The organism is Halobacillus rhizosphaerae (assembly GCF_046719735.1).
GTDB classification, from domain to species: domain Bacteria; phylum Bacillota; class Bacilli; order Bacillales; family Halobacillaceae; genus Halobacillus_B; species Halobacillus_B rhizosphaerae.
Genome location: NZ_JAUTWQ010000013.1, coordinates 58,123 through 76,510 on the forward strand (window position 1 = coordinate 58,123; position 18,388 = coordinate 76,510).

Sequence of the window (18,388 nt, forward strand, 5' to 3'; positions counted from 1 at the left end):
ATCAGCCATAAAAAAAAGAGACGAGCTCTTGTTGAGCCCGACTCTTTTCATAGATTGTTATTTTTTATTATTGGGGAGTGATAAACTCTTGAGTCCAATACGTACCATACTGTCCTGAACCTTCAACGTATCCTACGCCAATTTGAGTGAAGCTTTCATTCAAGATATTGGCACGGTGACCAGGACTATTCATCCATCCCTGAACGACTGATTCCGGAGTACGCTGTCCAGCTGCAATGTTCTCACCCGCCGTACGGTAATTGAAGTCAAATTGCTTCATCATTTCAAATGGAGAACCATACGTTGGAGAGGTATGGGAAAAGTAATTGTTATCGGCCATATCTTTTGATTTCATATGAGCCAGTCCGCTTAAACGATTGTTCATTTTCAGCGGATCCAAACCTTGTTTAGCACGCTCGTCATTGACAAGTTGAACCACTTTCTTCTCGTATTGAGAAGGCTGGTACTGATCTAGAGAACTATTAGATTGGTCATTTGTATTCGTTTGTTCAGGTGCTTTCTGAGTCGATTGTTGTTGACTCGCCTTTTTAGGTTGTTCTTGCTTAGGCTGATCTTTAGATTGATCTTGGGTTTGAGCTTTATCTTGTTGGTCTTGCGCTTGATCCTTAGATGGAGCAGGACTTTGTCTTACTTGAAAATACTTATTGATTGTCTTCTGAAGTGAAGATTGGTCAAATTTAATATGATTATCCTTCAGCCAAGTTTGAAGTTGATTAGTTAATTGCTGACAGTCTTTTGATTGAATTGTGATTGATTTGGAAGTGTCTTGAGCAAAAGCAGGGGTTGCAGCTGAAACCATAGCCAGTACGGCTACTATGATGAATAGAAACTTTTTAATCATGTCATCGCTCCTTGTTTATTTTTTTGAAACTCACACGTTGAGTATGTCATGGAAAGGAAGCGCCAACAAGAGACCATTGTTATCCATAAACAGGCCTTTCATTCATTGAATTTCTCCATTTTTTTCTGTTATCAGGGATAAAAGTCCTGAAATTGATATATCGAGAGGAAAGATCTACTAATATTTCAATTACAATTCGATTAATAGTATATAAGTATTAGAATATGTAATTACAGTGAAACATTTGGCTCATAAAAAACAAAGAGACCTAAAAAAGGTCTCTATCTATAGAGCTAATTATCTTTTATCTCACCCTTGTAAATTTCTTTTCTTTGAAGGGGAATGTTTAAGTCACGAGCGTATTTTTTCAATCGCTTTTCTTCTACGGAATTGACTAAGGATAGAACAGTACCAGCCTCCTGCGAGCCAATACGTGACGTCCTTCCTGCCCGGTGGATGTAACTGGATATTTCTTTAGGTATATCAAGATTAACAATATAATTGATATCGGGGATATCCAAGCCTCTCGCTGCCACATCAGTAGCTAATAGCAAAGACCAGTCCCCATTACGGAATCCTTTTAGTGCTTTTGCTCTCTGTTCTTTCTTCGCATCACTATGAAGAACCGCAAGATCTAGATGATGAAATTCTAATTTCTCCTTAAAAACCGTCAGGCTGCCAATATCCTTCATAAAAGCGAGTCCTTTAAAATCCTTCGTTCTAGCAGCTTTTCTTAGCAATTCAACCTTTTCACGATCTTCACAAGAAATATATCCGTGAGTCACTTCCGGCTTCATTTCTTCTTGCTGAATTCGTATCACTTCTGCATCCTTCATAAAGTTCGCAGCCAGTTCTTCTACTTTCTCTGGCAAAGTTGCTGAGAAGATTAACAGTTGTCGTTCTTTCAGACTGCTATTGATAATCTGCTGGACCATTTTCATATGCTCAGGAACCAAAAGCTGATCGGCTTCATCAAGAACAATCGTTTGAAATTCATGAGCCTTCAATTTTTTCTTTTGAATGAGCTCATTTACACGCCCGGGCGTTCCCATTACAATATTCGGCTTTTTCTTAAGCTTATCTATCTGCCGCTTAACATTGGCGCCCCCTATTAAGCTCGCACTCGTAATTCCACTTCCTTTAGTCCATGCTTGAACCTCCGCGTTAATTTGCATAACCAGCTCATGAGAAGAAGCTAGAACTAACACCTGAGTGCGCTTCTTTTCAGGATCGATTTTCTGTAAGAGCGGCAGCAAATAAGCGATTGTTTTCCCGCTTCCTGTAGGGGCCTCCGCTATCACATCACGACCATCCAAAATGAACGGAATCGATTTGTCCTGCACCTTTGTCGGCGATTGATAATCGGCATGGCTCCAGGCTTCTTCTAAGAAGGCTGGCAGCTCACTACGCCAGCTGGATTGTTTTTCACTCATTAAGTCATTTTCCTTTCCCCACAAAAAATAGGTCTCTTTCCATACTGAATAGGACAGAGACCCCTGCACTTTTTTAGTAACCCTATTATACCACTGTCACTGCCCGTTTTCGATATAGTCCTTTAAATGCTCCAAATGATTCTGATCTTCTTTCTTTATGATCTTCTGCAGAAATGGTTTAGCTAATTTATTTCTGATGCCCTCGGTAATTAATTCCCCGTTAAAATCGATTCGAGTACCTTCCGAAGTCTGCGTGAACGTGTAAAAGTAGTTCAACTCAATCCCCTGCTGCCGGCTTCTTACAGCATATTTCACATTTTCATCAAATTCTGTGACTTCGATTATAGAGGGAACTTTTCTTCCTCTGATTTCTCGAATTTCCTTAAATTGATAGCCTTTCCTGACAGGGCCGTCGGTTAATAACTCAACTGCCACCACTGGCTCCATAATTTGAGGACTATTTGAAAAATCAGCCGCTGCTGCAAACACTTCTTGTATTGGTCTTTTTACAACTACACTCTTTTCTAAAAACCCCACACCATTCCCTCCCTTTTGTCATTTTAACTAGATAGTGCGGACTGCTGATTTGTGTGCTTTATGTAATGGTTGGAAGAGTGTTTTTATAAAGCTGATAATTATATCGTATTGATTGATAGACCTATCTCCTTCAAGGCGCTCTCTAAATTAGGCTTAAAGATTACTTCCCGCAGTTCTGCTTTAATTTCAGCTGCTTTCATAGCTAAGTCAGGGCGAATCCCGATTAATAATGGTGTAACTCCAATTAACTGAAGTATATTGACTATTTTCAGCAAATTTCTGCTCACTTCAGCATTTATATGAAGTATTCCAGATAAATCAATCACTAAATAATCAAGATCCAGCTCCTGACATTTAGACAACGTTAACTGAATAATGACATCAACCCGATCTTCACTAACATCCCCAATAATAGGCAGGATTGCTGCACCACTTGTCAAAGGAACAAACGGCGCGGATAATTTATTAATTTGATTGTGAGCACTTTCCAGTTCAATGACATAAGAAAGTAAAGATGCCATCGTTTCAAACATTTCTATATCTTCCTCTGAGAATTGAAGCGGGAGAGGATCTAAACCACAAATCGTTCCATAAACCTCCAGATTATCATAATAGATCGGAATCCCTATAAAGCTGCCACCGCCAAGTTTAGAGGTCACATCTAAATCTTTCGTGCGGTCATTCTTTGTTATATCAGAAATGATCAGCGTATCATTGCCATTCTCAACGCTCAGTTTGCAAAAGGTTTCTTCAAAAGGAAGCGTGTCTCCTTCCGTAATTAACACTTCTTCTTTATTGATGGATTTTAGAATTTCATTCGTAAAGGTATCGTTCCTAGCTATAAATAATGTGTTCATGCCAATATATTGAGCCATTAATTTTAAAATACTGGAAGAAGCTTCTTCTAAATTCTTAAAACTTTTAATTTGCTTACCTGCAATATGCGGGGCAATAACCATTTCGTACTCACCTTTCTGTTCAATAAAAATTAAGAGGACGTTCCTAATTGCATAAAGTTCCTCGGTTATTTACCCTCTTTTATAAAAAATTATGCTTATTTTTCAATGTTTTTTTCAGAAATATTTTCCAATTGATGCCAGTCAGCTCTTTCGGAACAAATGTGAATTACATTTCAGTTCCTAGCATGACTAAGATCCACTTGTTATTCTAGGCCCTCCACCGCATACTTTGCCCGCTTTCCACACAAGATAGAGAAAGCACATAAAGAGAGAGGTATAGCTATGCAATGGATCTCTATTATTCCCTTTTTAGTCGTTATTGGTACTGCCATTTGGACAAAACAGGTGATTCCCAGCTTGTTATTTGCGGTCATTATAGCTGGTTACTTAGTTGATCCTCACTTACTATCAGGATTAACAACTGCTTTAGACTTCATTATTCAAGGATTATCGGATAGTAACAATTTAAAAATTATTATTTTTCTATATACATTTTCTGCACTCATAGGACTTATTAAAATGTCAGGTGGAATTAAGGGGTTCGTCCAGGCAGCAACAGCAAGAATCAAAGATAAGCGCGGAGCCTTTATCTTAACCTGGCTTTCTTCTGTGGGAACATTCAGTGCTCCGAGTTTTCGGATCGTAACGATTGCCCCAGTTATGAAAGCGATGAGGACGAAAGTTCCAATGACTAAGCAGGAGCTCGGTTTTGTAATTGAAACGACCGCTTCTCCTCTGGTAGTTATCATACCTGTGGCCACTGCATTCGTTGGGTATATGACCTCCGTAATCGAATTGTCTCTGCAGCAAGCGGGTACAAGCGGTGATGCTTACTTGCTGTATTTGAAAAGTATCCCCTTTAACTTCTTTGCTCTGGCAATGCTTCTGCTAGGTTTTTATTTAAGTTTTTTCCATAGAAGTAAAACACAAGCTACTAACGCGGAGGAAGGTTCATTGAATCCTGAAGAGGACGATGATCAATGGGAAGACTGCCATCCTGCCGTCACCAAAGAGCTGCCTGCCCGGCCCTGGAATCTTATTGTACCGCTCGCCGGCGTCATCGTCTTCACTTTTATCCTCATGTTTATGCTGGGCAGAGAAAATAACCAGACTGGATTCCAAGCATTAATTAATGCCAATGTCCTTGACGCGATGGTCCTTGCCGTCATACTGACCGTTATTTTATTTGTCATTTATTTGAAAATTGGTCAATTGTCTTTGCGAAAGATGATGGACTCTATCATTGATGGTGGAAATGATATGATGGGGGTTATATTGCTGCTAGCTCTCGTATGGGGACTTGGGAAAGGATCGGAAGCCTTGAATTTCGCCGAAACTATTTCTTCTTCATTCGCTTGGATTCCAGGGCAATTTGTGGCCGTCATTGTGTTTTTGCTGGGCTGCGGATTATCCTATTTCATAGGCTCCTCATGGGGAACGTGGGGTATTCTCATGCCTGTCGGAATCTCAATTGCCACAGCTGCTGGCAGTCCTATTCCTATTGTCATTGGTGCTGTATTTGCCAGCGGAACATTCGGAGCCTTTTCTTCCCCTCTAAGCGACAATACAAATACCACTGCCGGGATACTAAACTTAAACGTAATTAAGTATGCAAAGTTTAAATTAAAACCCGCACTAATCGCCGTTGCCATATCCGCTTGTCTCTATTTCAGTCTATCCTTTTTCACCTGAGGACCTCCGCTATATGGCGGGATCACATATTTCTGATCCCGCTTCACTTCAGTGTGTTTTCTGGAAAGACTTCACTCATAAACAGCAGCTTAAGCAAAGGATTCTCTTAATCAAAATGAAGGATAATACCGGCCTTGTCATCTGACTTTTTAAATCGCGGATATTTCAAGCATTCGCTATCGTCCTCTTCAAGCTCTATTAATTCTTCTGTATACTTCTCCAGGCCTTTTTCTAAGAGAAGCTGAATATTGTGCTCCCAGTATCCACTTCCTTCAGGCACAAGCTCTTCTGGAAAGAACAACCCGTCAGTGAGCATAATTAATTTCTGAATTTGATTGTTATTGATTTTACCGTATTCGAGAAAATCAATGGCTTCACTCTCTCCATTCAATACGCCGTAACCCTGGGCAGTATTACTAAAACGGCGATTTGATTTTAACCTGCTTCGAACATAGCTGCGGAGATCCTCTCTCGTTTTTAATCCCTTTTCTATTCCTTCTTTCCATTTTAAAAGCGACTTTTCTTCTAAATGAAGGACCTGCCTGCTAGTAAGCACCCGCACATCACCATATGTATAAACGGCAAACGCCATACAATCTCCTGTCTGGATAAACTCTATTCCTTTATCCGTAAGCTGAATAACACACAGAGCGCTCCCCCATAAGAAGTCTTTATTCGATAAATCAATATGACAGCGTTCCATTTGAGATCTTAGTTGATCGTTTGCTTCTTTAACAGATTCAAACAGAGAAGGTTTATCTTCCTGTTCAAATTGCTGTTTTACTAAATTGGCCGCCAGATACCCTCCCGTATGACCTTCTTCATTTTGATACGAACTTAGTGAGGTTACCCCGTCTGCTACTCCGTAAATCGAATAGTCAGGACGGGTAATTAACACATCTTCATTTACCACACCATCCCCTTTCACCGTATATGTTTCGATAGAAGTTATTCCCTTACTTCCTGCGTTATCATAAACTGGTGGTACAGATAGATTCTCTCGATCATCCTTCATAGGCTCTCTCCTCTTTTGTCGATTTAAATGATTACCCTTACCTTCTATTCTAAAGAAAGACTGCTTTTAAAAAAATCCAAAATATAGGTCACCTTCACTTCACTTCCATAAAACCCCTTAATTAACCTAAAAATTAGGAGGTTTAATGTTTGGTTTTGTATTATCAGTGGAAAATATTGTGTGGGTAAATCTTTTAGGAAGGGTGGGAAAATTCATGTATAAAAATATTAGTAAAGGCTGGATTTTCTTTTTTGGAGCTTTAGGCGGTCTTTTGTATGGGTATGATACGGGCGTTATCTCTGGTGCTCTACTATACATTCCCGACGATATTCCACTGACAAGCTTTATGAAAGGATTAGTTGTAAGTTCTTTACTCATTGGTGCGATTGCCGGAGCTGGCATGAGTGGATATGTCTCAGATAGATTTGGCAGGAGGAAAGTAGTATTTTCTATTGCATTAGTATACTTAATTGGATCCTTCACTCTAGCATTTTCTCCGAATGCAGTTGTACTTATAATCGGCCGTGTCATTTTAGGTCTGGCTGTTGGTGGTTCAACGGCTATCGTTCCTGTATATCTTTCTGAAATGGCTCCGACTCGTTCACGAGGGGCACTTGCTTCTTTAAACCAATTAATGATCACCATCGGGATCTTACTTGCTTATCTCGTGAATTATGCGTTTGCGCCTATAGATGGATGGCGCTGGATGTTAGGAATTGCATCTGTTCCGGCCATTCTGCTTATGGTTGGGGTATTATTTATGCCGGAGAGTCCTCGTTGGTTAATTAAACGGAACCGCGAGAAAGAAGCAAGAGAGGTCATGGGCTTAACAAGAGAGAAAAGCGAAATTGATAACGAAATGAAAGAAATGAAAAAGATTGAAGAAATCGAAGAAAGTACAATGGATATTCTTAAATCGAAATGGCTTCGTCCGATGCTAATTACCGGATGTGTACTTGCACTTTTCCAACAATTAATCGGTATTAATGCGGTTATCTATTACGCCCCGACTATCTTCACAAAAGCCGGTCTTGGAGATTCAGCTTCCATACTTGGAACCGTGGGTATTGGTATCGTCAATGTACTTATGACACTCGTAGCCATTGCTACCATTGATAAGCTGGGAAGAAAGAAACTGCTGCTGATCGGTAATGTAGGCATGGTCGTTAGTTTAGCTGTTTTAGCGACTATTCTGTTTACCGCGGAGCTCACGACAGCGATTGCATGGTTGACGGTAGTTTTCCTTGGTTTATTTATTGTTTTCTTCTCTGCAACCTGGGGACCTGTTGTTTGGGTCATGCTTCCAGAACTTTTCCCATTAAAAGCACGTGGAGCCGCTACTGGAATTACCACTCTAGTGCTGTCTGCAGGTAACCTTGTAGTCTCTCTATTCTTCCCTGTTCTGCTGGATGCCATTGGAACAGCAGGCGTGTTTGTGATCTTTGCAGTTATGGGTGTATGCGCCTTCTTGTTTGTTCTTAAATTTGTACCGGAAACAAAAGGAAAAAGTCTTGAAGAAATTGAAAATGATTTACGTGGAACTACTGCTTCCTAACTCCTGCTAACTTTTTTAGAGGAGTTGTTGATATTAATTCATCAGAGGCTGAGACATAAGGATATGGCCCAAATCTAAATCCGTACGAGGATGAAAAGGCGGCCTTAACCATTCATCATCGTGCGGATTTGTTAATGGCTAATCGACTCTTGTCCCTGCCTTTTTTTGTGTTCATCAATTAATGAAGAACTTGTTTATTTCGTTTTCTAATGAACTTCTCTATTCAAATGCAGGTCTAGGTGCCGTACTGCTTCCTCTACATAAAGCTACAGGCAGTGAAACTCGGTTAGTTTCTTTAGTTTTCCCATCCATTTGATCAAAAAGCAGTTGAACGGCCGTAACACCTTTTAACCCAATATCCTGTTTAATTGTAGTTAAAGCCGGAATAATATATTCCGCAAAATAGGTGCCATCAAAACCTGTTATAGAATAGTCTTCTGGTATCCGATATCCACGTTCATTCAATCCTTTATAAAGACCAAGAGCTGTGATATCAGAAAAAGTCACCATGGCCGTAACTTCTGGAAACTGTTCTATAATTCCGGATAAAGCTGTATACCCTCCGTGAGCAGATGTTTCGGTTTCGATCAATTTCTTATGATCATAGATTCCTTGTTCCTGAAGGGCCTTTTTATAGCCCTTCCAACGAAAGTAATTTACTGTATTTGGAGTAATTTCTCCGGAAAGCAAACATATCTCTCGGTGCCCCAAATCAATTAGATGTCTCGCAGCTTTGTAACCACCATCATGATCATCACTATGAATTTGGTATACACTCGGATCATTTAAATAACAGTCTATATACACGGTGGGCATATCAAATTCTTTCACTTGTTCAACCAATATGGAGCCCTCATGCGCCCCTACGACAATTAATCCATCAAGACTTCTCTCTCTAATGAAGGAGGAAAGTTCTTCTTTTGATGAGACGCCCTTTAATGCCACAACAAATTCATTCTCCCTGACAGCAGATTCTATTCCAGAAACTAAATCCCAATAAAAAGGATTATCGTGGAGTTTATCCTCTGGTTTTGTTAATGCAACGACCAAACCAAATAAATAGGATCTATTCGTACGTAAATTCCTGGCAGCCAAATTTCCACGATAACGATATTCCTCTATAACCTGCCGGACCCGTACGGCTGTTTTCTGAGAAACTCTCCCTTTTTGATTGATTACGTTTGAAACAGTAGCAATAGATACATTCGCTTGTTCAGCTATAAATTTAATATTAATATCTCTCGGAATCATGTTTTCAGACCTCATTAAGAGTTAGAGTTTTATAGATAAATCATATCATATTCTACCTTTATCACTTAGGAGTTGTTCCACGCTCTAACAGAATCCATAAAAAGAGGAAATACCCTATCGGTATTCCCTCTTCGACTAGTAGTTACTATCTATCTTGAATGGTAAGCTGATTTTTGACTTGATCACTTACCGCCCCAGTTCCTCCTAAAATATACAGCATGTTAACTCCTAGATTATCATAAGCATTTTCAATATTCGCCGGCACACTTTCTTTCTTCACTAACAGAGAAGGTGCGTTATATTTCGCTGCTAAGACAGAACCTGTCAGGGCGTCAGCAAATTTCTCCCCTGTTGAAACAAATACCGTCTTACTCTTTCCGTATAAATTAGCAGCTACTGCTGCAGAGGTTTCATAACGATTTCTCCCACTAAACCTTACAGCATCAGGTAACTGATCCATCACAGCCTGACTGACTGCTCCGTCTCCTCCTACTACAATCGTTTGCTTAATATCATGGAGCACAAGCGAAGTGGCATTAGGAAGCTCTTTTTCTTTTGTTAATAAAATTGGATACCCTTTCTTGGCAGCATATGGAGCGGCAGATAAAGCATCGGGAAATTTATCCCCATTCACTACCAGGGCTTTATCCGGGTTGCCATCAAGCCGAGCGGCAATATTCATCGCTGTACCAAAACGATCTTTCCCCTTAATTCTTTCAATTGTAAGCCCCAACCCTTCCAGTTGATAAACAGCATACTTAGATACCGCATTGGGACCTCCCAGTACAATAGCATGCTTGGCACCTAAGCGTTCTACCTCTTTTCGAACCTCTACATCTATATAATTGGAATGTGTTAATAGAATAGGAGCATTCTGCTTATAGGCTAGTGGAGCGCCTGCAAGTGCATCAGCAAATTCGTCCCCTCTAGCAATAACTACTGTATCAGATTGACTCCACCCTGCTTTCGACACCTCGACCGCTGTCTCATAACGATTTTTTCCGGCAAGACGAGCGGATGACACTTTAATGACCACGGTCGTCAATGGGTCTATTGTGATCTGATTCTCTTTCACATCCACACCTTTAGGAGATTTGATTTCTTTTACTCCGGCACGGTTACGGTCCACAAGAACCTCTCCCTGGGTTAAATCCTCTTGTAAGCTAATAGTTCGTTTATTCTGGTCTCCGTTAACAAAAACATAATAGGTACCTGTCCCATCAGTTGCTTCATTCCTGTAACCTATGAACAAGTCATTATCTTTTATTTCCGGAGCTTTAATAAGATTTACATTCTCATTCACTTCGTCCTTGGTTCCTAGACTGAAGGCATTGGTAGACTTCCTCAGCTGAATCAAACCTCTTGTATATTCCATGGTATCTCTTTGGATTCCTGGATCTGTCACTTTACTCCAATCAAACATATTAACTGCATCTGATGAATCATAAGAATCATTGATGAAATAAGGATATTGAAATGGATCCCCATTTTCATCTACCATATAAGTTGCTTTATCTTCCGGTTTTCCATCTGCCTTCCATTGCTTTGTTCTTCCATACTCCTGTCCGGCATGGAGGAAGGAAGTTCCTTGGCTGGTCAGGATTAAAGAATTGCCTAGTCGGATCCGCCGTTGTATTTCTTCCTCGTTAGTGGCAGGATCTTTTTTAATAGACTGAGCAATCACATCATGCAAAGTTAAGTTATCATGAGCAGCAATGTATTGAACTACGTCTCCCGGATCATCAGCTTGAATATTACTCGGTTGAGCTTTGATATTATTAAAAATCGTTTGGATATTTCGTGGTCCTCCTGTAATAAATCGAGGTTCTCCTTCACTGCCAAACCCGGATTTTAACTCGTTTCTCATTTCGTCTGAAAATACAGCCGCACCATTCGTCTCATCCATCCAGTCCTGATCAGCAGGGGTGACTTCATCTTCTTCATTTCCATCTCCGACAAAGGTTCTCCACCCTTCTCCCAGCATCAGAATGTCCGGATTTAATTCTTTCGCTTGATTATATGCCATCTGGACACTCTTCGCATCTAGATCTCCCATTAAATCAAACCGGTACCCATCTACTTTATATTCGTCTGTCAAATAACGGATAGAATCGCTTAAGATCTTGCGTGACATAGAATGAGTAGTACCGATCTTTCCTCCGCCATAGCCAGTCTTGGGATTTCCCTCATTATCCATAAAGTGATAATAATTGGGGACAAGATCCCCTAATATATCTAAACTTGCCGTATGGTTATAGACCACATCGAGAATAACTCCCATGTCTCTCTTATGAATCTCTTTAATCAACTGTTTTAATTCCGCAATTCTTGCCTGCGGATCTTCAGGCTGTTCTGAATACATACCCGTTGGTGAAAAATAATTATGAGGGTCATAACCCCAGTTATAATTGTTGTTCTGGGCGGAATACTCAAGTTCACGCTCATTTTTAAGTTCATTTCCATAGTAATATTTCATTACAGGAAGCAGTTGAATATGAGTCACTCCCAATTTTTTCAGGTAATCGAGCTTTTCAGCAAAGGCAGCGAATGTACCGAATTTAGAATTCAATTCGGAATCAATACCAGGGTCAGACGTAAAGTCTCTTACATGCGCTTCCCAAATAATTGCATCTTCCCTTTTTTCATAGCCATCAATATGTGCATAATCCAGTTTTGGTCCAATGGAAGAGGGATCTACAATTGCTGCTTTCCCTACTGAATCATTATCTTCATTCGTAAAGGCAGCCATTGATTTTGCATAGGGATCTAATCCTATATGGGTCTCTCCATAAACACGAATTTTATATTGGTAGTAATAGTTCGTTAAATTGGCAATGCCTGTATTGGATGGATCCAGCGTAATCTGCCAGACCCCATTATCCCCTTTTACCATAGGTATATCCTTTTTGATGACCTTGGTTTGATCATCTTTATCATAAAGAATGACGGAAACTTCAGATGCCGGCGGAGACCAAAATTTAATCTTTGCTTCTCCATTTTTCAAGAGCGTCGCACCTAGATCATTTCCTTTATAGGTGAATTCCTTGTCCATAAGCTGCCAGGATATTTTTGCCGGCTTTTCTTTTCCGTTAAACTTTAATTTATAAGGCTGGTCTAAATCCAAATCACTCTTCAAGGTCACAATGAATTGCTGTCCCTGAAAAACGAGATCTTGAATGGCCAATTGGTCTCCTTGCTGATTAAGTACTTGAATATCTTGAGCGAATTCATCCTCAACCGTCCGGTTCATGTGACCGACCACTTGATTCTTTTCGCTAATTTCAGCATAGGTTAATTCATTCGTTATTTCGGGCTTGGATAAGTACACCTGAGTTTGACCTTGCACTAGCCAGAACTCTCTTTCACCTGATTTAGGAAAGGTTCGATCTTGAGAGGTATCTTTTACATCCCCTTTATGAATAATAAAGTTCAAACCGTTCGTAATCTTTGAAACCTTTATATCCTGATAAACTCCCCACTTGTTTACCTTATCGAAAAGGATCGGTTCTCCCCAGTCCACTGTATAATTAATAGCGGGAGCATCTCCGTTTTCATTCCACAGATGAAGGCCCCATCCTTCATAATTTCCATCCAGTCTCTTGTAATGTATACGTATGTATCCTTCTGGGATGTTTGTCCCTTCCATAGCTTTAACTTTGCTTTGATGTGATTTTTCTGCTAAAGAAGAATCAGGTTGAAAAGTAAGAAACGCGGCTAAGAGCATGACTAGGAATACAGCCAGTCCTGCTTTGAAGCTTTTATGCATTATATTTCCTCCCTGTAAAGATCAATTAGTGGATTCAGTTACCCAGCCCTCCTTTTTTGATTAAACGTTTAATCAAAAGAACAAAAAAATAAATTTCATAAAACCGCTTACATTTAACAATTCAAATGTACCACAATTATCTAATTTTTTAAAATAATTACAAGGTTTTTAATAAATAACATCTAAGGACCTGCCTAAATTGAACTACCAAAATAAAAAGAGGGCCGCGAAGACCCTCTTTTGAATTATCCTTGAATAACGGATTGTAAGATTGCTTTTTGCACATGCATACGATTTTCCGCCTGCTGAAAGACGGCAGAATGAGGGCCATCAATTACACCTGCTGTTACTTCTTCCTCTCTATGAGCAGGCAGACAATGAAGGAAGCTCACATCTTGTTTTGCCTTTTTTAGGAGCTGTTCATTTACTTGATACCCTTCAAAATCTTTCAAACGTTCCGCCGCCTCATCTTCCTGCCCCATACTCGCCCATACATCTGTATAGATCACATCAGCTCCTTTTACGGATTCCTCAGCATCGTGGGTCCAAACAACTGACCCTTGGTGCTTGACGGCAAGCTGACGAGACTTCTCCAGGATGGTTGGATCGGGTCCATAACCTTCCGGGGTCACGATTTCGACTTCCATTCCCATCATAGCAGCGGCAATCATCAATGAGTGTGCGACATTATTACCGTCTCCTATATAAACCAATTTTATCCCGCATAAACGGCCTTTTAATTCTAAAATGGTGAAGATATCAGCAAGCGCCTGACAGGGATGATATTGATCACACAAGCCGTTGATCACAGGTACAGAAGCATTATCAGCCAGCTGTTTTAATTTTTCGTGAGAAGTGGTTCTAAACATAATAGCATCCACATACCCTGATAACACTTTCGCAGTATCCTCGATTGATTCTCCACGTCCTACTTGAATATCGCGTGTATTTAAGTACATCGCATGTCCGCCTAATTGAACCATTCCCACTTCGAAAGAGACACGCGTACGTGTGGAAGATTTCTCAAATAACATCGCAAGGGTTTTGCCGCTTAATACACTCGAATGTGGATTTTCCTTTAAATCCTGGGCTTGAGCAAGCAGCATAGAGACATCAGATTGAGTGAAATCAAGCCAGGTTAATACATCTCTATCCTTTAGTGAATACGTATGAGTCATCATTTGGTCCATTAAATTCATATTACTCTCACTCCTTGTTTCTTACTCCCGGGAAGGGGAATCGGATAATGGTTCTTTGCCTCTAATCCATCAATAAACGCTTGAAAGGTTTGCTTTTCACTAAAGACGCTAATTCCGTATTTAAGGGCACGTATTCTTCTCGATTTAGCTTGTTCCGTTTGATATTCATTCATATATATTTTTGCTTCCTTCGTTTCCACCCACTCTTTAAAGTCCAGATCTGTTACCGGTACACCATAGGCAGCCGTTCCTTCAATGAAGCAGCTATTCTTCTCTGTATATGGATTCGGTAAATCAGAAAACACCTTTGCTAATGCTTCTTGAACCGTTGCTCCCAAGCACATGCCTTCCCCGGTGGATTTCATATTAGGACCTAACTTGTGGTCAATTTCCGGTATGGCATGGAAAGAAAACAGCGGGTATTTAACCGCCGTATAATTGAATTCCGGCTGTTCTATACTATCGAGCTTACAGGTAGGATCATCTGCCAGTACCCTAACCGCCAAATCTATTAAAGAAAGGTTTGATACTTTACTTACTATCGGTACAGTTCTGCTTGCACGAGGATTCACTTCAAGAACATAAATTTGCTTCTCGGTAATCAGGAACTGAATGTTCATAATGCCTTTATAGTTAAAGTGGTTAACAATCCGTTCCGCATAGGAGCGAATGATCTGCTTTTGATTTTCAGGTAACGCCGATGGAAAAACAGCCATACTATCTCCCGAATGAACACCTGCTGGTTCAATATGCTCCATAATTTCCGGAATAAACACTTGTTTTCCATCAGCAGCAAGGTCAATCTCTGCTTCCTTCCCCGTCATAAATTGATCCAGGACAATTGGATAGTGACGATCATCGGTCTGTTGCAGGGCATCCTTTAACTCACTTTCCTCATGTACGGTCACCATTCCCTGCCCTCCTATAACATACGAAGGCCGGCACAATAATGGATACGAGTATTGATCTGCTGCGAGCAGTGCTTCTTCATAGGTGTGGCAGACTGAACCCGGAATATGGGGAATTGCCAGTTTTTTTAATGAATCATAAAATTGTTCACGATCCTCTAATGCCTCAAGAACTTCTACGGATACCCCAGCAAGAGGAAGATTAGTTTTCTCTAATTCTTCTGCAATATTAATAGACGTTTGACCACCAAATTGGGTGAAAATCAGATTAATATCTTCGTGTTCAACGATGGATCTTATAACTTCTGGCGTTATAGATTCAAAATAAAGCCGATCTGCCGTTTCATAATCTGTGCTGACTGTCTCAGGGTTATTATTAATCATAATCGTTGTCCAGCCAAGCTTCTGCAGACTCTCAATGGCTTTCACTGCGCTATAATCAAACTCCACTCCCTGCCCAATTCGAATAGGACCTGAACCAATGATAAGGGCTTTCTTGTTGTCTGCAAGCGGAGGGATCTCATTCACTCCTAAATACGTGGAGTATACATAGTTGGTTGCTGCCTCAAATTCTGCCGCACATGTATCCACCATTTTAAAACTCGGGAACAGTTGGTATTTTTCTCGCAGCTGCCTAATCTCTTTTTCCTCTGACTCTGTGAAATCAGCTATTTCTTTATCGGTAAACCCAAAGACCTTCGCCTGCTGTAGAAGGTGCTTAGATACGGAAGACTGCGCAGCAGATTTCAGAGCGTTTTCTACCTTCACAAGACGGTCCAAGCTATGAAGGAAAAATAAATCAATGGCGGTAGAACGGTGAATTTCTTCCACTGCCCCCCCTAATCTCAGCCACTCTAAAATCGCAAAATACCGCAAGTCTGTAGGTGCCTGGATATGTTCCATTAACTCTTCCTGACTAAGCTTTGGAATGGACTGATCAAGAGAAGATACTGCCTTTTGAAAAGCTCCTTCTAGAGAACGGTCGATCGCCATCACTTCACCTGTGGCTTTCATCTTCGTGCCCAGCTTTCGATTTGCCTGCTGAAATTTATCAAACGGCCAGCGCGGAAATTTTACAACAACGTAGTCTAGAGCAGGTTCAAAGCTCGCGTACGTATTACCGGTCAATGGATTTTGCAGCTGGTCCAGCGGATAGCCAAGGGCAAGCTTAGCTGCCATTTTGGCAATCGGGTAGCCCGTGGCTTTGGACGCCAGCGCAGATGAGCGGCTGACCCGAGGATTAACTTCAATGACGTAATACTGATTACTGTTGGGATCTAGAGCAAGCTGTACATTACACCCGCCAATTACTTCCAGAGCTGAAACAATTTTCAGTGAAGCTGTGCGAAGCATCTGATATTCTTCATCTGTTAGCGTTTGGGAAGGTGCGACTACGATGGAATCCCCAGTATGAACGCCTACAGGATCGAAATTCTCCATATTACAAACAGAGATACATGTTCCCTTTGCATCACGCATAACTTCATATTCAATTTCCTTGAAACCGGCAATACTCTTTTCAATAATTACCTGACCAATCGGGCTTGCCTTTAGACCATTGTGAATTAATTCTTCTAACTCTTCTTCACGTTCAGCAATCCCGCCGCCGCGTCCTCCCAGGGTATAAGCGGGCCGGCTGATAACTGGATAACCGACGTCTCTAGCAAATTGAATCGCTTCGGATACGGTCGTAATCGCGGAACTTTCCGGAACCGGCTGATCCAGTTCGTTCATTAGCTGTCTGAACTGTTCCCGGTCTTCTCCTTTTTGGATAGAGGCGACACTCGTTCCCAGCAGTTCCACATTCTCAGCTTTCAGGATTCCTGACTGATCAAGCTCCACTGCTAAATTCAATGCCGTTTGGCCCCCTAATCCAGCTAACAAGGCATCAGGCTTTTCTTCTTTAATAATGCTGCTGATGCTTTTGACTGTTAAAGGTTCACAATAAACCGTGTCAGCTATACTGGGATCGGTCATAATAGTGGCTGGGTTATTGTTAACGAGGACAATATGACAACCCTCTTCCTTTAATGCCAGACATCCTTGTGTACCCGAATAATCGAATTCGGCCGCTTGCCCAATTACAATTGGACCAGAGCCAATCACCAAAATTTTCTCAGGCATAAATCTTCTCTCCTTTCTCTAAAGAAATGAGCGTAAAGAAATCATCAAAGATCCAGCCAGCGTCCTCGGGGCCAGGCTTGGCTTCCGGGTGAAACTGAGCCGTAATGATTGGTTTATGAAGGTGATTCAATCCTTCTACAGAAGAATCATTCACATTGTAAAACCGGTTAATTAACTCCGTTTGGCTCAGGCTTTCTTCCGCCACTACGTAATTGTGATTCTGCGAAGTCAGGAAAACTCGTCCGGTTTCTAAATCTTTCACCGGGTGATTAGCCCCCCGATGTCCAAACGAAAGCTTGTTTGTATCTCCCCCATATGCGAGAGCAATGACTTGGTGACCATAGCAAATTCCAAGAGTCGGAAACTGATCAAGAACGTTCTTAAGTTTAGGCAAATAAGCGACGGCGTCCTTTGGATCTCCAGGACCATTAGATAGTACAATACCATCCGGCTGAAGTTCCATAATTTTGTGGATGTCCTGAAAAGGCACCACCGTAACACTTGCACCTTTTTCCATAAGGGCTGTCATAATCGATTGCTTGTAGCCAAAATCCACTAGAGCAAGATGCGGGGTGCCTTTGCCGAAGGTTTTCAATTTCTCTCCAGAAGCTTCAAAGATGAACCCTCCCTGATCAGCTTCTGCTGGCAGGCAAAGTTTGTTGGCAATAACCGCTTGCCGAGTCCCGCCATTTCGTATGGCTTTCGTAACCTCTCTCGTATCTACTCCAGTCAGAAAAGGAATTCCATGGTGATTTAAATAATCCTTTAAAGAAGAAGTCGCTTTATAATGAGATGGTATTTCTGCACAATGAAGCATAACCACACCGCTCACCTGTGGCTGACTGCTTTCTGAATCGTCTTCATTTATTCCATAATTTCCGATTAAAGGATACGTGAAAACGACAATTTGACCTTTATAGGAAGGATCAGTGATGACTTCCTGATAGCCGGTCATCCCAGTAAAAAAGACAATTTCACCTTGAATGGGAGATTCCCATGAAGCGGATGCCTCACCGCTATATTGTTGTCCGTCTTGTAAGTTAAGAAAACCTTCCATAATAACACCTCACATTATGAATAATTATTA

Annotated in this window: 12 protein-coding genes; 2 read left to right on the plus strand and 10 right to left on the minus strand. The window is 40.9% G+C overall.

The window, feature by feature from the left end; genetic code table 11:
* Positions 1–67 precede the first annotated feature (67 nt).
* The 4 genes from Q7A53_RS14735 to Q7A53_RS14750 form a co-directional block, all read right to left on the minus strand.
* Positions 68–862 carry a CAP domain-containing protein gene (locus tag Q7A53_RS14735; RefSeq protein ID WP_411789942.1) on the minus strand — a complete coding sequence of 265 codons (795 nt, stop codon included), beginning with the start codon at positions 860–862 and terminating at the stop codon, positions 68–70.
* Positions 863–1,155: 293 nt separating this feature from the next.
* Positions 1,156–2,295, minus strand: a complete 1,140-nt coding sequence (locus tag Q7A53_RS14740) for a DEAD/DEAH box helicase (RefSeq protein WP_411789943.1) — start codon at positions 2,293–2,295, stop codon at positions 1,156–1,158.
* Between the two features lie 96 nt (positions 2,296–2,391).
* Positions 2,392–2,832 (minus strand): SRPBCC family protein, encoded by a 441-nt coding sequence (locus tag Q7A53_RS14745; RefSeq protein ID WP_411789944.1) that lies wholly within the window; start codon positions 2,830–2,832, stop codon positions 2,392–2,394.
* A gap of 98 nt (positions 2,833–2,930) precedes the next feature.
* Positions 2,931–3,791, minus strand: a complete 861-nt coding sequence (locus tag Q7A53_RS14750) for a GAF domain-containing protein (protein ID WP_411789945.1) — start codon at positions 3,789–3,791, stop codon at positions 2,931–2,933.
* Positions 3,792–4,073: 282 nt separating this feature from the next.
* Here Q7A53_RS14750 and Q7A53_RS14755 point away from each other — a divergent pair, with 282 nt between their 5' ends.
* Positions 4,074–5,483, plus strand: a complete 1,410-nt coding sequence (locus tag Q7A53_RS14755) for a Na+/H+ antiporter NhaC family protein (protein WP_411789946.1) — start codon at positions 4,074–4,076, stop codon at positions 5,481–5,483.
* A gap of 106 nt (positions 5,484–5,589) precedes the next feature.
* Here Q7A53_RS14755 and Q7A53_RS14760 read toward each other — a convergent pair whose 3' ends face one another.
* On the minus strand, positions 5,590–6,498 hold the full coding sequence (locus tag Q7A53_RS14760) for a PP2C family serine/threonine-protein phosphatase (RefSeq protein WP_411789947.1): 909 nt from the start codon (positions 6,496–6,498) through the stop codon (positions 5,590–5,592).
* Between the two features lie 214 nt (positions 6,499–6,712).
* Here Q7A53_RS14760 and Q7A53_RS14765 point away from each other — a divergent pair, with 214 nt between their 5' ends.
* The gene (locus Q7A53_RS14765) at positions 6,713–8,053 is read left to right on the plus strand and encodes a sugar porter family MFS transporter (RefSeq protein WP_411789948.1); all 1,341 of its coding nucleotides are present in this window, start codon (positions 6,713–6,715) and stop codon (positions 8,051–8,053) included.
* A 219-nt stretch (positions 8,054–8,272) separates the two neighbouring features.
* Here Q7A53_RS14765 and Q7A53_RS14770 read toward each other — a convergent pair whose 3' ends face one another.
* From Q7A53_RS14770 to Q7A53_RS14790, 5 genes are all read right to left on the minus strand, one after another.
* Positions 8,273–9,304 (minus strand): LacI family DNA-binding transcriptional regulator, encoded by a 1,032-nt coding sequence (locus tag Q7A53_RS14770; RefSeq protein ID WP_411789949.1) that lies wholly within the window; start codon positions 9,302–9,304, stop codon positions 8,273–8,275.
* A 145-nt stretch (positions 9,305–9,449) separates the two neighbouring features.
* Positions 9,450–13,070 (minus strand): pullulanase, encoded by a 3,621-nt coding sequence (locus Q7A53_RS14775; protein ID WP_411789950.1) that lies wholly within the window; start codon positions 13,068–13,070, stop codon positions 9,450–9,452.
* A 245-nt stretch (positions 13,071–13,315) separates the two neighbouring features.
* On the minus strand, positions 13,316–14,269 hold the full coding sequence (gene argF, locus Q7A53_RS14780; RefSeq protein WP_411789951.1) for an ornithine carbamoyltransferase: 954 nt from the start codon (positions 14,267–14,269) through the stop codon (positions 13,316–13,318).
* A complete protein-coding gene (locus Q7A53_RS14785) occupies positions 14,266–17,301 on the minus strand; it encodes a carbamoyl phosphate synthase large subunit (protein ID WP_411789952.1) in 3,036 nt (1,011 codons plus the stop codon). Before Q7A53_RS14785 ends, argF begins: the two co-directional genes overlap by 4 nt.
* Positions 17,294–18,358, minus strand: coding sequence for a carbamoyl phosphate synthase small subunit (locus tag Q7A53_RS14790; RefSeq protein ID WP_411789953.1), 1,065 nt, complete (start codon positions 18,356–18,358; stop codon positions 17,294–17,296). The genes Q7A53_RS14785 and Q7A53_RS14790 overlap by 8 nt, the downstream gene beginning before the upstream one ends.
* Positions 18,359–18,388 lie beyond the last annotated feature (30 nt).

What these genes read in the sequence shown, in the direction of transcription:
- Q7A53_RS14735 (WP_411789942.1), bottom strand. Translation starts at nt 862, where the DNA reads ATGATTAAAAAGTTTCTATTCATCATAGTAGCCGTACTGGCTATGGTT.
- Q7A53_RS14740 (WP_411789943.1), bottom strand. Translation starts at nt 2,295, where the DNA reads ATGAGTGAAAAACAATCCAGCTGGCGTAGTGAGCTGCCAGCCTTCTTA.
- Q7A53_RS14750 (WP_411789945.1), bottom strand. Translation starts at nt 3,791, where the DNA reads ATGGTTATTGCCCCGCATATTGCAGGTAAGCAAATTAAAAGTTTTAAG.
- Q7A53_RS14755 (WP_411789946.1), top strand. Translation starts at nt 4,074, where the DNA reads ATGCAATGGATCTCTATTATTCCCTTTTTAGTCGTTATTGGTACTGCC.
- Q7A53_RS14760 (WP_411789947.1), bottom strand. Translation starts at nt 6,498, where the DNA reads ATGAAGGATGATCGAGAGAATCTATCTGTACCACCAGTTTATGATAAC.
- Q7A53_RS14765 (WP_411789948.1), top strand. Translation starts at nt 6,713, where the DNA reads ATGTATAAAAATATTAGTAAAGGCTGGATTTTCTTTTTTGGAGCTTTA.
- Q7A53_RS14770 (WP_411789949.1), bottom strand. Translation starts at nt 9,304, where the DNA reads ATGATTCCGAGAGATATTAATATTAAATTTATAGCTGAACAAGCGAAT.
- Q7A53_RS14775 (WP_411789950.1), bottom strand. Translation starts at nt 13,070, where the DNA reads ATGCATAAAAGCTTCAAAGCAGGACTGGCTGTATTCCTAGTCATGCTC.
- argF (WP_411789951.1), bottom strand. Translation starts at nt 14,269, where the DNA reads ATGAATTTAATGGACCAAATGATGACTCATACGTATTCACTAAAGGAT.
- Q7A53_RS14785 (WP_411789952.1), bottom strand. Translation starts at nt 17,301, where the DNA reads ATGCCTGAGAAAATTTTGGTGATTGGCTCTGGTCCAATTGTAATTGGG.
- Q7A53_RS14790 (WP_411789953.1), bottom strand. Translation starts at nt 18,358, where the DNA reads ATGGAAGGTTTTCTTAACTTACAAGACGGACAACAATATAGCGGTGAG.